The 15,540-nt window shown below is 65.6% G+C and carries 13 protein-coding genes; 3 read left to right on the forward strand and 10 right to left on the reverse strand.

From position 1 onward, the window contains the following. Nucleotides 1-242 precede the first annotated feature (242 nt). The gene (locus OKB81_RS14355) at nucleotides 243-644 is read left to right on the forward strand and encodes a hypothetical protein (protein WP_041211001.1); all 402 of its coding nucleotides are present in this window, start codon (nucleotides 243-245) and stop codon (nucleotides 642-644) included. 15 nt (nucleotides 645-659) lie between these two features. On the opposite strand, the gene dmeF is transcribed toward OKB81_RS14355, so the two are convergent. Continuing rightward, nucleotides 660-1,601, reverse strand: a complete 942-nt coding sequence (gene dmeF, locus OKB81_RS14360) for a CDF family Co(II)/Ni(II) efflux transporter DmeF (protein WP_160836614.1) — start codon at nucleotides 1,599-1,601, stop codon at nucleotides 660-662. 71 nt (nucleotides 1,602-1,672) lie between these two features. On the opposite strand from dmeF, the gene OKB81_RS14365 reads away from it, so the two are divergent. Further along, nucleotides 1,673-1,948, forward strand: coding sequence for a metal/formaldehyde-sensitive transcriptional repressor (locus OKB81_RS14365; RefSeq protein WP_041214512.1), 276 nt, complete (start codon nucleotides 1,673-1,675; stop codon nucleotides 1,946-1,948). 28 nt (nucleotides 1,949-1,976) lie between these two features. Here the strand turns inward: OKB81_RS14365 and OKB81_RS14370 are convergent, their stop codons facing one another. The 9 genes from OKB81_RS14370 to bcsG are packed head-to-tail and all read right to left on the reverse strand — an operon-like array spanning nucleotide 1,977 to nucleotide 13,807. After that, nucleotides 1,977-2,150 (reverse strand): cellulose synthase subunit BcsC-related outer membrane protein, encoded by a 174-nt coding sequence (locus OKB81_RS14370; RefSeq protein ID WP_270662608.1) that lies wholly within the window; start codon nucleotides 2,148-2,150, stop codon nucleotides 1,977-1,979. Between the two features lie 8 nt (nucleotides 2,151-2,158). Then, complete coding sequence (gene bcsC / locus OKB81_RS14375; protein WP_160836618.1) at nucleotides 2,159-5,416, reverse strand: cellulose synthase complex outer membrane protein BcsC; 3,258 nt, start codon at nucleotides 5,414-5,416, stop codon at nucleotides 2,159-2,161. Beyond that, nucleotides 5,401-6,510, reverse strand: a complete 1,110-nt coding sequence (gene bcsZ, locus OKB81_RS14380) for a cellulose synthase complex periplasmic endoglucanase BcsZ (RefSeq protein WP_270805289.1) — start codon at nucleotides 6,508-6,510, stop codon at nucleotides 5,401-5,403. Before bcsZ ends, bcsC begins: the two co-directional genes overlap by 16 nt. A 3-nt stretch (nucleotides 6,511-6,513) precedes the next feature. Next, nucleotides 6,514-8,736, reverse strand: coding sequence for a cellulose biosynthesis cyclic di-GMP-binding regulatory protein BcsB (bcsB, locus tag OKB81_RS14385; RefSeq protein ID WP_270805290.1), 2,223 nt, complete (start codon nucleotides 8,734-8,736; stop codon nucleotides 6,514-6,516). Continuing rightward, nucleotides 8,736-9,056 carry a hypothetical protein gene (locus OKB81_RS14390; RefSeq protein WP_234888550.1) on the reverse strand — a complete coding sequence of 107 codons (321 nt, stop codon included), beginning with the start codon at nucleotides 9,054-9,056 and terminating at the stop codon, nucleotides 8,736-8,738. The genes bcsB and OKB81_RS14390 overlap by 1 nt, the downstream gene beginning before the upstream one ends. 3 nt (nucleotides 9,057-9,059) lie before the next feature. After that, the gene (gene bcsA, locus OKB81_RS14395; protein ID WP_234888551.1) at nucleotides 9,060-11,303 is read right to left on the reverse strand and encodes a UDP-forming cellulose synthase catalytic subunit; all 2,244 of its coding nucleotides are present in this window, start codon (nucleotides 11,301-11,303) and stop codon (nucleotides 9,060-9,062) included. Beyond that, the gene (gene bcsQ / locus OKB81_RS14400; RefSeq protein ID WP_010672843.1) at nucleotides 11,300-11,962 is read right to left on the reverse strand and encodes a cellulose biosynthesis protein BcsQ; all 663 of its coding nucleotides are present in this window, start codon (nucleotides 11,960-11,962) and stop codon (nucleotides 11,300-11,302) included. Before bcsQ ends, bcsA begins: the two co-directional genes overlap by 4 nt. Next, nucleotides 11,959-12,123, reverse strand: coding sequence for a cellulose biosynthesis protein BcsR (gene bcsR / locus OKB81_RS14405; protein WP_270662614.1), 165 nt, complete (start codon nucleotides 12,121-12,123; stop codon nucleotides 11,959-11,961). Before bcsR ends, bcsQ begins: the two co-directional genes overlap by 4 nt. Next, nucleotides 12,113-13,807, reverse strand: a complete 1,695-nt coding sequence (gene bcsG, locus OKB81_RS14410; RefSeq protein ID WP_160836632.1) for a cellulose biosynthesis protein BcsG — start codon at nucleotides 13,805-13,807, stop codon at nucleotides 12,113-12,115. Before bcsG ends, bcsR begins: the two co-directional genes overlap by 11 nt. Nucleotides 13,808-14,246: 439 nt before the next feature. On the opposite strand from bcsG, the gene OKB81_RS14415 reads away from it, so the two are divergent. Then, nucleotides 14,247-15,443: an amino acid aminotransferase gene (locus OKB81_RS14415; RefSeq protein WP_160836624.1), complete on the forward strand. Its 1,197-nt coding sequence runs from the start codon at nucleotides 14,247-14,249 to the stop codon at nucleotides 15,441-15,443. Nucleotides 15,444-15,540 lie beyond the last annotated feature (97 nt).

The raw sequence follows: 15,540 nt of genomic DNA on the forward strand, positions 1-15,540 counted from the left end.
CTACCTGAAGCAACACCGCTTATATACCCGCACACTTGGAATTATTTGAGTCTCTAAAAATGAGGGGATCTCTGAGGAGCGGATGGGCAAAAAAAACCAATCCGCATCAACAAGATAACGTTTTCATAACGAAAACTCGATCGCGCTCACAGACCTGGCACCGCTTTCGGCCCATACCAGCGAGAAGAGGGGAGCGAGTGACGAAATCAATGTCCAATCAAATGGATAGAGGGGGCTGGGTGATGAAACGGATTGAGGAGCAGGCCAGGCGGCTGGACCAGGAGTATCAGGGCATTGCCCAGTTGTTCGATCAGTTCTGCCAGCAGGCCGGCGTGCTCGCCGAACGCTATCACTTCTTCAACTGGCCGGATTATGAAGAGAGCCCGCCCCTCGCCCGCGCCTTCACCTTGCTGGGGGAACCACGGGAGCTGCGGCTGCGCTGTCAACCCGGCGAGGGGGGTTCCCTGAACGGCCTCCTCCAGGTGTGTGGCGAGGAAGGCAAGGTTCACGCCAGCCTGGGCTTTCATGCCGACGGCCACCTGCTACTGGAGCCGGGCCGCCTGCTCGACGACCCGCCGGGACTGCTGCTGAGGCTGATGCTGGGCTCCCTCTGGCAGGATCAGGGGAGCGAGCCTCCCCGCTGACCCCCGCCAGGGGCGTCAGTCGGCAGACACTTCGATGGTCAGGTGCACCAGCTCCTCGTGGATGGCGAGGCGCTCGCGGATCGCCTGTGCCGGGACCGGGGTTGCCATCTGCAACGACATCGCGGCGGCATACTGCATCTGCCCCACCCGCCAGACGTGAAGATCGCGGATCTCGGCGCCAGGCAGCTCGGCAATCACCTCGCGGATCTCGTCCACCAGGGGCGCATCCATCTCCGCATCCAGCAAGACGCGCCCGGTATCACGCAGCAGCCCCCTGGCCCACACCGCCACCAGCACGGCCCCGGCGATGCCCATCAGGGGATCCAGCCAGTCCGCCCCCCACAACATGCCTCCCACCAGCGCCAGAATCACCAGCACCGAGGTGGCCGCGTCCGCCAGCACGTGGAGGTAGGCGGCGCGCAGGTTGAGATCCTGATGGCCGTGGTGGTGATCGTGCGAGTGGTCGTGATGACCGTGATGGTGGTCGTGACCATGGTGATGGCCGTGATCGTCCCTGAGCAGCCAGGCACAGGCCAGATTCACCAGCAGGCCCAGCAGGGCAATGCCGATCGCCTGCTGATAATGGATGGGGCTGGGGTCCAGCAACCTGGCCACCGACTCGAACAGCATCAACCCCGCCACCCCCACCAGCAGCAGGGCGCTGCTGAAGCCCCCCAGCACCTCTATCTTCCAGGTACCAAAGCTGAACCTGTGATCCCGCGCGAAGTGGCGGGCAGCGCGATAGGCCAGCACCGAGAGGCCGAGGGCCAGGGCATGGGAGCTCATGTGCCAACCGTCGGCCAGCAGCGCCATGGAGTTGTAGAACCAGCCGCCACCGATCTCCGCCACCATCATGACGACGGTGAGCAGCACGGCCCAGCGGGTCTTCTGTTCGGCCAGGGGATTCCCTTCGTGGACGACGGGGTGGTGGCAGTGGGATGAGGCGAGGGATGGCATGGATTTCTCCTGAAAACGAGGATGCTATATACTATACCCCAGTATAGTTTTATTGATCGAGAGGATCCTGGATGTCACACACGGTTCACGACAAGAAGAAGCTGCTGGCACGGGTCAGGCGCATCAAGGGGCAGACCGGCGCCCTGGAGAGTGCTCTGGAACAGGAAACAGACTGCGCCGCCATCCTGCAGCAGATTGCCGCCATCCGCGGCGCCGTCAACGGCCTGATGCTGGAGGTGCTGGAGGGACACATGCGCGAGCATCTTGGCGCCGAGGAGGCGACCCATGCCGAGCGGCTGGAGGATCTGGATCAGGTGGTGAGGGTACTGCGTTCCTATCTGAAATAAGGGCGCCCGGTGATGACGGGCGCCCCTGTCAGTCGAAGTCCGCGTAGGGAGTGAGAGGCCTTGGCGGCATATCGAGATCCCCTTGCCAGGGCTTGAAGGTGTAGCGCAGGAACAGGGGGACATGGCTGGGGGCATAGTCATCCGCCTGCTGGATGTCCACCCGGCCACCGATGCGCCAGTGCTCCGTCAGCCTGTGTTCCACCACGCCATTCAGGGTGTAGCCGAATCCACTGCTGCTGCCCCTTTCACAGGCGCATTTCTGTCTGGCAAACCGCTTGGCAACAGGCCTTCCAGCGGGTAGCGGCGACTGTCGTCGGTATGGGCGTAGGACCAGGAGCCCGATCCGCCCAGCTCCCACGACCAGTCCGGGGTACGCTGCCGGTAGCTCACCGGCACCGAGAGCGAGAAGTACCCCTGCGGGCTGTAATAACCCCCCTGCCCCAGGGTATAGCCCCCCAGATCCTGCTGGTAGTGCCACAGCATGGTGCTGAGCCCCACGCTGGCACGGCGATGGGTCTCGTTGACGAACTTGTAATAGCCCCCTCCCATGAGCCGGGTGCGCCAGTTGTCGGGCACGTTCTTGCCAGTCAGCAGGTGCTGCTGGGCGCTGCCCCAGAACCCGACGGCCCCTCCCAGATCCCGGCTGAGATCGAGGCGGACCCCGTTCGCCCGCACCCCGCCCCAGCTGATGCCCGTGCCCGGATCCACCGTTCCCCCATAGGAGAGCAGCGAGCTGCTGACGGGCCGACGCGAGAGGGTCATCCCCCACCCCAGCGTGTGCCAGTCACCGGTCAAGGTGGCGCCACCAACCCAGTCCGCCACCTCGAAACCGAGGGGCGTGGTCCCCAGATCGAACGCCCAGGCCCCCCGCTGCCAGCCTGCCGCCAGGGTGGTGCCCCGGTTCTGCTGGTGCGCGTCCCCGCGGCAGTCCCTGGCCGCACAGGTACCGAACTGCGCCCGGTAAGGGGAGTCCGGCAGATCTCCGGCATCCATGTCGACCAGTTCAAGGCGGCCGAAGGCGGTACCACCGGCCAGCGGCGTATCCAGTTGCGCCATCTGGGTCAGCGCCCGCAGATCCGAGTAGCCCCCGGTACCGCTGGAGCCCCAGTAATCGCTGTCGAGGGAGAAGGTGGTCTGGCTCTGCCGGTAGTGCCTGTCGAGATCGCTGCGCAGGCCGGATGCCAGCCACCCCTCCCCATCCTGACTGCGTGCCAGCCGGGTCAGCTCGCCCCCCTCCAGATCCTCGCGGGGGGCCAGACCTGCGGCCACCAGCCCCTTGCGATCCCGCACCAGAGCCCCTTCCACATCATGCTCGGCAACGCGCTGACGGGCGGCATCGCGCCAGAACAGCGCCGTCTGCTGGGAGGCCGGTTGCATCGCCACCAGGGGTTCGTAGTCGGTGAAGATGGCGCGGGCTGTCTCGCCCTCTCCCAGCGCCTGATAGAGATTGGCTACCCGGCGGTAGTAGTTGGCCCCCTCCGGGGGCAGCGGGCTGACCGGCCATGCGGGCAGCCAGTGACGGGCCTTTGCCAGATCGCCCCTGGCCTGGGCCAGTTCGGCCATGCCAAGCCTGGCCTCGGGCTGTTGCGGCGTGCGGGCAAGCACCTCCTGATAGCGCTGCTCCGCCAGTGCATAGGCCCCCCGATCCGTGGCCCACTCCGCCAGCATCAGGCTTACCTCTTCATCCGGCTGCAACGGCTGAAGCAGGCGTTCGGCCCCCTCATCATCCCCGGCCTCGTGACTCGCCCTCGCCCTGGCGAGCACCTCGTCACGGGCGAGGCGCCGATCCAGCGCATCCATGTCCTGTGTCCAGGCGGACCTAGGGATGGCGGCCAGCACCCCTCTCGCCTCCACCATCTTGTCCTGCCCCGAGAGATAGAGGGCGGTGGCGTAGCGCAGGGTGGCATCCTGCGGGTGCGCCGCCAGCCGTTCCCGCAAGAGCCGCTCCCCGCTACCGGCTTCCCCGAGGCGGGCCCGGGTATCGGCCACTCGATAGGCCAGCCACACCTCTTCCGGGGTCAGCGCGAGTGCCTGCTCGCGAAGGCGCAGCGCCGCCGCCACCTTGCCGGCCCGATCGAGCTGATCGGCCTCCTCCTGCAACAGCCCGGCCTTGAGCCGCCGCCCTTCGGCCTGCATCCCGGGGGTGCCCTGCTGCTCCAGCAGGGCCAGGGCACGCGCCGGATCCTGCTCCTTGTAGAGATCGAACAGGCGGGCCAGTGCCCGCTCCCGCGCGCTCCCCATGGCGAGCGCCTTGCGGTAGGCGGACTCCGCGTCGGCATCGCGATGGCGGCCACGCTCGCTGTCTCCGAGCCCCAACCAGGCTTCGGGTTCACGCCCATCCTGGGCGATGGCACGGCGATACAGGGTCGCCGCCTCATCCCACTGCTCCTGTTCCAGGGCGCTGCGCCCCTGGCTCACCAGCAGCCAGTAGCGGTTGGTGGCCAGCAGGCTGCGCCATTTGTCCTTGTCGGTCACCTCGGGGTGTGCCAGCACCCGTTCAAACTGGGCGATGGCCTGCGCTCGCTGATCGTTGCGGGAGTAGGCCTGCCCGAGGGCCCCCATGAGTTCGGGATCCCCCGGGTTGGCAGCCAGGGCACGCTGCAAGCGGGAGATGGAGGCACCACCTCCCGCCGTGCTTGCGAGCGCCGACTGGCGTGCACGATAGGCAGGCGAGGCCCACTTCTCCTCCTGGGTAGCGAGCAGCTGTTCCGCCTTGGTGGTATCCCCTTCGCCAAAGAGCACCATGTACTCCTGCAAGGCAGCGATGCTCCCGGGACCGATGGGCAGGGATTCGATGTCCGCGAGCCAGATCTCGGCGGCCTCGTCCCGCTGATAGGGGTCTCGCGCCATCTCGCGCAACAGGTTCTGCGCCCCCTGGCGCCGACCCTCCGCCAGATAGAGGCGAGCCAGCCCGCCCCGCACTCTGGGCTCACCCGGATATTGCCGGTTGAGTGCCCCCAGGGCCGCCAGCCCCTTCGCTTTCATGGCCGGGATCCGTGTCTGCAACAGGGCATAATCCACCGCCACGTCGAGATTGGGGGGCAAATCACCGGAGAACAGGGAGCGATAGAGACGCTCGGCCTCCTCCAGCCTGCCGGCGCTGGTCAGCAGCCTGGCTTGTTGCAGTTGCTGGCGCCTGGCCGGTTCGTTCAGGGCCAGGTTGGCCATGCCCTGACGATAGAGCGCAGAGTCGGGGTCTTGCTTGCCAAGGCGGGCCAGCAGTGCCCCGGCCTCCTTGACCTTGCCTTGGCGCAGGGCCTGACGGGCCTGGGCTGCCAGCAGCTCCAGATGATCGGGCTCCACCAGGGAGAGGGAATAGAGGCTGTTGCTGACGAGATCTTCCCGCCCACGGGCCTCGCCAATCCTGACCTGCTCCAGCAACCAGGCCACCGGCTGTACCGTCCCTTGCGCCAGGGCTCCGCTCATCAGGCAGGCGAGCAGGCACCCAAGGGTTACTCTGCCTGACATGACTCGCTCCAATCCGGCTGCAGGGTACCGTCGGCGGCAAAGCGATAACGCCCCTGATCCCAGCCTGCGCCGAACAGGGTCAGCACGCTGCCGTAGTAGGCATCCGCATCCAGCCCGTGATCGGAGACCTGCTTGCGCAAGGTGACCTGCGCCGGCAAGCCCCGTGACAGGGGCAGGAGGGCGGCGGCAAAGCCGCTCGGCCCCTTGCCCTGAACCTGACCACTTTGGCTGGAGACCCGCTCGGGCAGATGACCCGATTCGGTCAGCTGCGCCAGCATGGGGGCAAAGTGGGCCACCAGGGAAGCCCTGGCGGGATCCTCCTCGCTCAGCATGCCGAGCCAGAGATAGACGCGGATGGCGTCATAGCCACCGGTGTCGCCCTTGTCCGCCGTCACCTGCCATCCCTTGTCGGCCTGCCAGTCCACCCAGTCCGGGGCAAAGCCACGGGGCGCACTCTCCTGCAGCAGCTTGGGCAAGAGAGCCCGCATCTCGCCCCAGGGCCCCTTGAAGGAAGCGAATCTGGCCAGCAGTTGTGGGGGCAGATAACTGGGGTTGAGGGTCCAGCGTCCCTCCCCCTCATAGCCTTTCGCCCCGGGCAGCAACACGGGGCCGAGACCCGGCAGCGTGGCGACCTCCTCCCGGGCGATACGGCGCAGCAACAGGGTGCCGAGGGCCGAGTAGCTGTGGTTGTCCCACTGGCGACCCGCCTCCAGCAGGCTGTAGGCTATCCAGAGATCCGAATCGGACGCGCTGTTCGCGTCCAGCACGCCCCAACTGCCGTCCTGCTGCCTGCCCCAGAGCCAGGATGGCAGGAAGCCGGTCAGATCCCCGCGGGCGAGCTGCCGCTCCGTCCAGTCGAGCAGGCGGGCAAAGGTCTCCCTGTCATCGTTGACCAGGGCGAAGAAGAGGGCATAGCTCTGGCCTTCCGAGGTGGTGATGCGGCGCCCCTCGGCAGGGCCGATGACCCTGCCCTCTTCGCTGATGTAGTGCTGGCGAAAGTGATCCCACTCCGGCCAGTGGCAGACGGCCTGCGCCGGGAGGGAACAAAGGGCCCAGAGGAGCAGGGCACCACAGACATTTTTCATCTGAGTCATCTCTTAATCTTCCTTCAGACGGCGGCGACTGGCACTGGCAAGCAGCACCCGCAGGCCCCAGCCCAGTACCAGCATGCAGAGCAGGGTCAGCCCGGCAAGACGCACCGGATAACGGGCAAACAGTTGCCAGAGACGCTCCCACCACGGCAGGTAGCCCACCTCGTAGCGATCCCCCACCACCAGGCTCTTCACCCCGGATTCCCGGATGATGGCCACCGAGCCCGCCACCTGATCGCGCAGGGACCGGGTCTGCAGGGCCTCATTGAGCAATGTGACCCCCGCCGGTCCATCCGCCAGCAGGGCCACCAGGCTGCGCTGATCATGGGTCGGCGATTGCAGCCCCAGGATGACGGCGATGGCCCGATTGCCCGTCATGCCCACCCGGGCCTGGGGCTGGCGATCGGCCATGGTGTGCAGCAGATCCCCCTTGTGCTGGCGGGTTGGCTCGTTGACCCAGCTGCGCGTGGATTGCAGCAGGGCGTCGGGGGCCAGATCCCCTCGAAACTCCTCCGGCAGGGTGCCGATGAGCAGGGTGTCCCGATCCGCGGTGCGCGCTCGCTCCCAGTCGTCCAGAACCTGCAGGGAGAGCGCCGGATACCCGGTCTCGGCCCCGATGGCACCGACGGCATCGAGCAAGGTGGTGATCTGCCCGGGATGGGGTCTGGCCGGCATGACAATCTGGGTGTCGGCGAGATCCGCCATCCGGCTGAACGGGAAGCCGGCATAGGCGAACGCCTTGAGGTCGGGCATCTCGATGAAGTGACGATAGCCGGTGAAGTCGATGGTGGAGCCCTCGTCGATGCGCACCTGATGGGCAGGCGGCATCACCAGGTCGCAACGGCCATCCTCCGTTCCTCCCATGTATTGCTGGGCATACTCGAACGAGAAGCTCAGGCTGTTGGCCTGGGTGGTCTTGAGCCCGGGCATGCGCAGTGCCATGGTGTCGCCATCGTCGGCAAACCAGAGCGGCAGAGTCAGCAACCGCTCACTCTTGACCTCGCCGGGCTCGAGCGTGAACGACTTCATGAGCTGGCCGTTGACCCCCACATCCAGCCGGGAACCGTCGCGCAGGGTGGGCGAGGTATGGTGATACTTCAGCTCCGTCCTGATGCCGTTCTCCCCCAGCAGATAGAGATCCGGCGGCAGGCGCAGCGTCAGGTTCATGGGCCACAGCGTGCGTCCCGTTGCCTGCAACTGGCCCGGGTACTCCGTGAGCTCATCAAAGCGCATCTTGCGATCCAGTCGCACCCAGTTCGGGGCATCGTAGGGTTGACGCGGGGAGAGCGGCTTCACCTCGTCCACCATGACGCTCTGGCCACGCAGCATGACATCGCCTCGCGCCAGCCCCTGCACCGCCGTCAGCAGATCCTGCTGATCCCGCCCCAGGATCAGCAGCAGCTTCACATAGGGATTGCCGGGGGAGCTGATCATGTCGATGGTGGGCCCCTTCACCTCGGGATAGTCCACCAAGAAATCGGGGCGCGCGTCATTGGTGGCAAAGATCACGGCGTTGCGATCCGGCAACTGGTTGATGAGCACCGGGAAATGCTGGCCCCGCCACTGGGCCTTGGTGCCGAACCAGGAGGCCAGCACCGCCGCCGCCTGCTGCTGCTCCGGGGGCACTGAGCCCGTGAACACCATGGGCAGAGTCAGCTTGCCATTGTCCCGCACGTCGAGGAACGGCATGGGGAAGAAGGAGAGCTCGTTGCGCACCGGCAGGGTCTGCAACTGCAGGGTCAGCTTGCTGTCCCGGTTGACGTTGAGCCAGAGGGTATCGCTCGCCGGGTTCTCGCACACTTTCTGATAGTGGCCGACGAAGCTCACCTTGAGGCGGTTGAAATCCTTGGCATAGCGGGGATCCAGCTCGATGCTGGCATGGGTCATCGTCCCCATCTGATCCTGGTTGAGGGCCGTCACCCCCATCAGCTCGTCATTGAGATAGACCTTGACCTGGGAGATGAGCGGCAGCAGGGAGGGCGATGGCGTGAAGTTCAGGTCCAGGGTGGCCCGGGTCACCACCTCGTCCCGCCGCACGGTGAAGTCGGCCAGTCCGTCTGGCGCATTGCCGCGCAGGGACAGGGTGCCTGGCGATGATGCCATCTGTTCGAAGCTCATCCCCTGGGTGCGCACCGGAGCGGGAACAGGCGGCAGGGGGCCGACGGCCTCGGCGGCGGTCGCACCCTGAGCCATCAGCAGGAGAGGAATAAGGTAGCGTTGTGGTTTCATCATCCTTTCACTGTCTGTGAGGTCGGAGTCCCGGCCCGGAAATCTGGGGAGATGCGACGGGGAACGAAGGAGAGGAGCCAGCGAGCCAGCTTCTCGAGGAGGATACAAACAAAGCCGATGGGTGAGGTACGGGCCAGACGCCAGTAAGCCCCCCAGCCGAGCAGGGTAATGTCGATCAGGCTGTGGAGGGGGCGATCCTTGCCCAGACGCTGCTGCCACAGGGACCAGGTATCGGCCCGGGCGAAGGTGCACTGGATGAACTCGACATGCTGCGCCTGCGCCATGGGTTCCAGCTCCAGTCCCAGCTTGCAGCCGAACACCCGCTACACCTTGGCGGCGAACGCCTGCTCCCGCTGGTCATGGCGCAGCAGCAACCAGACCCTCTCCTTGTCGGCCAGGGGCAGGGGCGCCTCGAGCAGCACCCCGACCCCCCCGTTGGAGTAATCCCTGACGGTACAGGGGTAGAGGTGACCGTTCGCCAGCCTGATGGCCGCCGGCATCACCATCTCCACCCTGGGGTTGGCACGGACCTGGCGCGACTCGAAGGCCACCGCCAGGGCGCCGCCCAGTATGGTCATGTTGTAGAGGGTCCAGATCATGCTGAGGATCAGGGTCGGCACCTCGTCGGCAGGGCCGGTGCCGATGCGCCAGAGGCCGAACCCCAGCCCGCACAGATTGAGCAGGATCAGCAGCAGATAGGGGCGGGAGACCGACAGATCGAGGAACACCTCCTCCGTCATCCCCCCCTTGGCAGTCACGTTGAACGTCCCCTTGTGAGGTGCAAAGAGCGCCACCGTGGTCGGCCTGGCGATGTACCAGGCCAGCACCGTCTCATAGACCTCGCCCCAGAAGGAGTGGCGCACCTTGCCCTGCAACCGGGAGTTGGTCAGAGCGCTGTGGAAGATGTGCGGCAACATGTAGAGGGCGATGGCCGCCGCCGGGGCATAGATGATGTAGGCGTGCAGGATCAGGAAGGCGAGCGGCGCCGTCAGGAAGATGAGCCTCGGTATGCCCGAGAGGAAATGCAGCATGGCATTGAAGTAGCACAGCCGCTGCCCCAGCTTGAGCCCCTTGCCGAAGAGAGGGTTGTCCAGACGCAGGATCTGCACCATGCCGCGCGCCCACCGGATGCGCTGACCGATGTGGGCAGAGAGGCTTTCGGTGGCCAGCCCCGCCGCCAGCGGGATCCGGATATAGGCCGAGGTGTAGCCGAGGCGGTGCAGCCGCAGGGAGGTGTGGGCATCCTCGGTGACCGTCTCCACCGCGATGCCGCCGATCTCGTCAAGGGCAGTGCGCTTGATGACGGCGCAGGAGCCGCAGAAGAAGCTGGCATCCCACATGTCGTTGCCATCCTGCACCAGGCCGTAGAAGAGAGCCCCCTCGTTCGGCATCTTGCGAAACCGTTGCAGGTTGTGTTCGAACGGATCGGCGGAGAAGAAGTGGTGGGGGGTCTGGACCACGCCCAGACGGGGATCCCGGTAGAACCAGCCCACCGTCATCTGCAGGAAGGAGCGGGTCGGCAGGTGGTCACAGTCGAAGATGGCGACCAGCTCCCCGGTGGCCATCTTGAGGGCGTGATTGATGTTGCCCGCCTTGGCGTGCTCATGGGTCGACCGGGCCACATAGCGGATCCCGGCCTCCTCGGCGAAGTCTCGAAACGCTGCCCGCCCCCAGTCGTCAAGCAGCCAGATGGTCAGCTTGTCGGCGGGCCAGTCGAGCCCCATGGCGGCGTAGACAGTCCCCTTCACGATGGCGAGATCCTCGTTGTAGGTGGGGATCATCAGATCCACGCTGGGCCACTGGGCCGGATCCGCCGGCAGTTGTGCCGGAGGGCGGTGCAGGGGCCATGCGGTCTGCCAGTAGCCGAGCAGCAGCACCAGCCAGGCATAGGTCTCGGCGGCCAGCAGCAGCAGGCCGCAGGCCAGGCTGACGGGGTCGAACCAGTCGAGGGTCGAGGTGTAGCGCCACCAGATGTAGCGGCAGGAGATGGTGAGGGAGAGCACCATCATCATCAGCATGGGATAACGGCCCGGCACGGCGCGCAGGATGAAGGCCATGGCCGCCAGCAGGAGGACGAACACCAGCTGCGCCTGCAGGGTGAACGGCTGGGTGACGCAGAGCAGGGAGAGGCTCCCGGCCACCACGCAGAGCAGCACGCTCTTCCAGCGTGCCTCGCGGGGCGTGGCCCTGGCGGCGGCCAGCCCTTTCTCCTCCTGACGGGCCAGGAAGGCGCCGAGAGTCTGAGTGCCCCGGTGCCAGAGCCGTTGCCAGGAGGCAGGCCAGCGCAGAGGGATGGGCTGTGGGCGACGCACTATCATCCAGAGGCTCTGCAACAGAACGCGCAGGGGATCCCCCACCCGGGGGTGCGTCAGCTGGGGATAGAGCCCCCGGGCATGGCCCAGCACCCATTGCCAACCATGACGCTCGAGGGGGAAGATAACCCAGGCCAGCAGCCAGCCCAGGGTCAATGCGGCCGCCCCAGGGCGGGAAGCCCCCCGCTCGCGCAGTGCGCGATAGCGCTGCGAGCACCAGAGGCCCGCAGCCGGCGTCAGCAGCCGCACTCTCATCGGGGCGCCTCCCCCTCTGCCAGACACCAGGTCGCCAGGGCGGCCAGCTCGTGGGCAACCAGACTGGTGGGGGCATAGCGGCCGACCGGCAGCTTGGCGGCCATGGCCTCCGCCATGGCTTCGTCCCTGTGCAGATGAAGATTGAGCAGAGGGAGCCCCCCTGCCAGCCAGAGATCCAGCAGCCCCTGCTGCAGGGCCCGCTGGCTGGAGAACTGGGTCACCAGCAGACGCTCATCAGCCGCCCAGGGGTGGCGGTGAAGCCGCACATGGCAGTTGGCATCCGCATTGACCACCAGCAAGCGCCTGCAGGGGATGACGGGGGCCATGCCCAGGGGCAGATCCAGCAGCACCAGATCATAGCCATCGATCCCCGCCAGCCACTCGGCCGACGCCCCCTCCCCCCCGCCATGGGAGAGCAGATCCAGTCCCTCCTCCCGGCGGTGAAGCGCACCTCGCCACTCCCGCGCCGGCTGGGTCAGCCGGCTCCAGCCCCCCGGATCGTCATGGGGCAGGCCAAGGTGGATGCCAAGCTGGTTGTCCGGGCAGAGATCCACCGCCAGCACCCTTGCCCCCTGCTCATGGGCAGCCTGGGCCAGTCCGGCCACGATGGCGGTGGTCCCCACGCCTCCCCGGATCCCCTGCAGGGCGATCACCTTCATGCAGACCTCCCCTCGCCAGTCCCCTCGGGCCCTTTCACTGCCACCTCCGCCAGCAGGGGGAAGCGTGCGCACAAGGCGGCGAGCCGCTCCCTGGCGGCAATATCCTGATAGGAGACGCTGACACCAAAGGCCTGCTGGACCATGGCCACGTCATTGATCACCGCGCCCTCCACCGGGACGCCGAAGGGGGTCTGCATGTCTGATTGCCGTTCGCTGCGCATCGTCACTTCCGGTCTCATTGGGGATAGGGGACCCAGTCCCCCTGCCCCAGCTTGATGTGGTACTTGCCCTGATTTCGATCACCACCGAGCCCTGGTTCTCAGACACCGGCGGGGTCTGCGGCAGGTCGCCCAGCAGGGCATCCCAATCGATGGTCTCGCTCCCGAACACATCCTTCCCCACCAGCCTGGAGACCAGTTCTGATACCGCCAGGAAGCTGCTGGGGGTGTCCACGTTGCGGGTCGCTTCATGGGGCGCCTTGGTACCGAGCAGGGCAACCTCCACCGGCACCTGGGTGATGCTCGGGCTGGGAATGTCCCGCAGCCCGGCCATCTGCATCTTGTCGCCGGTGAGAGCGGCGCCGTGCTCAGGCACCATCACCACGGCCACCTTGCGGCCGGATTGATCCAGCGTCGTCATGAAGTCATCCAGCTGATCCAGCAGGGTCTTGAGCCTCGCCTTGTAGGGCGCTATCTGGCGGCTCGCCACATAGCGGTTGCCATCGTGCAGGGCGATGAGGTTGAAGAAGGTGACGTTGCGTGCCGCCTGACTCTGTGTCCGCTCGTTCAGCCAGCGGCCGAACAGGGCATCCCCGCGATAGATGGGTTCGCCATCGAAGGAGGCGAGATCATGGGCCAGCCCCTTCTTGTCCATGGGGGTCACATCCAGCCCGGCATACTGCTGCAGGCCGGTCAGGTAGTTGCCAAAATCCCCCGAGTGATCCATGGCCACCTGTTTGGCAAAGCCGAGCTGGGCCAGATTCTCGAACAGCAGACACTGCTTCGGCGCCGTCACATAGAGCCCCTGGTGGCTGGTCTGCCCGCAACTGGCCCGCAGCAGGCGAATGGAGCTCGGGCCGCTGTAGGAAGTGGCGGAGTTGAAGCGGTTGAAGCGAATGTCGAAGTGGGACCAGACCGGATGCCCGCTCAGGCCGCTCGCCTCCACGTCATGCCAGGCCAGGGAGCAGACATTGATGATGAGCACATCGAAGGGGGTCGCCTGGGCTGGCAGGCTCTCCGGGAAGTGCACCAGTCTCTCCTGCTCCTCCCGATAGAAGTCATCGAGATAGGCGTTGAGGTTCTCGTTGGTCGGCGGGGCACTCTGGTCAAGCTGCTCCTCCATGGGCAGCACTGAAGAGCGGGTCTCCTCCCGGGACGTGTTCAGGGCATGCTCGCTCGCCCCCTTGCTGCTCGCGAAGGGATTGCTCACCTGGGGCGAGACCCAGAGCCAGAGCAGCGCCAGCAGGATCCAGGGGGTGAAGCGCAGCCACTGGGCGATGAACAGATAGAGTGTCAGCAGCACGAACCCCGCGCCGACCATCTCCCAATTGATGAAACGCCCGAGCAACTCCGCCCAGTAATCCAGGGTGAAGGAGAAGACCTGGCTGCCCTGGGCACGAATGCTCTCTATCCCCGGCAACCAGGTATCGTGATAGAAGATCCCCGCCCCCACCGGCAACGCCAGCCAGTGCCGCGCACGGCGCCACCCGGCCCTTTGCAGGGGAAAGATCAGGAAGGCGGCAAACACCAGGTTGATCAGGGGGTGGAAGTTGAGATATCCCCCCCAGAGCAGGGCGAACTTGGCAAGAAAATAGACATTCCAGCCACCCAGGCCGTGCCAGTCCAGCCAGGGGAATCGGCATCAGAAACATGTCGGGTCATCGGCGATGAGTCACCTGTTATCGTGGGCCCCCCGAAGGGGCCGGGCACACTGCAATGGTTGTCAAAAGAATAGCCTGACTATTATGCAACTATTTCTTTTGTCTCAGGCGGCGCCGAACCTGGCTCCCCCGGATGGGTGGGAGGGGAATGAGAGGGGAATGAGAGGGGCCGTATGTATCCATATATTATCCAAACGATCCCGATAAGGCAGCCTTCTCTGACAAAATGGGGGGAACGTGCAGACGGGATGCAGGATCCTGGCAAGGGCCCCGCGCTTACCACTGCGACAGACTTTGTCAGCCCTGTCTCCATCTCGAACAACTTGAGGCCACCTCTGGATTGCGCCATCATATCGGCCCGGCTGATGGCCGGCCGAATTGGACAGTCAACTTCAAGGACCCCCCATGTTTGAACACGTCGATGCCTATGCTGGCGATCCCATACTGACGCTAGTCGAGACCTTCCATAAAGATACCCGCGAGCAGAAGGTGAACCTGGGGATTGGCCTCTATTACGACGAGCAGGGCCGCATTCCGCTGCTGCCGTCGGTGCAGCAGGCCGAAGCGCAGCGCGCCGCCGCCCCGGCCCCGCGCCCCTACCAGCCGATGGAAGGCGCCGCCAACTACCGCACCGCGGTGCAGCACCTGCTGTTTGGTGCCGATCACGAAGCGGTCAAGGCGGGTCGCATCGCCACCATCCAGACCATCGGCGGCTCAGGCGCGCTGAAGATCGGCGCCGATCTGCTCAAGCGCTACTTCCCGACCTCCGAGGTGTGGGTCAGCAATCCCACCTGGGACAACCACAAGGCGATGTTCGAGGGGGCCGGCATCAAGGTGCACGACTACCCATACTACGATGCGGCCACCGGCGGCGTGCAGTTTGACGCCATGATCGACTGCCTGAGCAGCCTGCCGGCGAAAAGCATCGTGCTGCTGCACCCCTGCTGTCACAACCCGACCGGGGTGGATCTCTCTCGCACCCAGTGGGACCAGGTGATCGCCCTGGTGGTCGAGAAGAACCTGATCCCCTTTATGGACATCGCCTATCAGGGCTTCGGCGACGGGCTGGAAGAGGATGCCTACGCCATTCGCGCCATGGTGGCCGCCGGCGTCAGCTTCTTCGTCAGCAACTCCTTCTCCAAGAACCTCTCCTTCTACGGCGAGCGCTGTGGCGGCCTGTCGGTCATCTGCCAGGATGCCGAAGAGGCGAGCCGGGTGCTGGGCCAGATGAAGGCCACCGTGCGCCGCAACTACTCCAGCCCCCCCACCCACGGCGGCCAGATCACCGCGGCCGTGATGAACGACGCCAGCCTGCACGCCATGTGGGTTGGTGAGGTGACCGAGATGCGCACCCGCATCAAGGCGATGCGCGAGAAGCTGTTCGAGGTGCTGAGCGCCAAGGTGCCGGGCCGCGACTTCAGTTACTTCATCAACCAACGCGGCATGTTCAGCTACACCGGCTTCACCCCGGAGCAGGTGGACCGCCTTCGGGAAGAGTTCGCCGTCTACCTGGTGCGCTCCGGTCGCATGTGCGTGGCGGGTCTCAACAGCCGCAACGTCGACTACGTGGCCGACGCCATGGCCGCCGTGCTCAAGGGCTGATCCCCGCAAGCCCCGCTCAGGCGGCAATGCTGATCAGTTAAGGATCCATTGACCGATCCTTCTGCTGTAGGACAATCCGGAACCAATCACTGGTTCC

This window comes from Aeromonas sp. QDB56, from assembly GCF_027705505.1.
GTDB classification, from domain to species: Bacteria; Pseudomonadota; Gammaproteobacteria; order Enterobacterales; family Aeromonadaceae; genus Aeromonas; species Aeromonas caviae.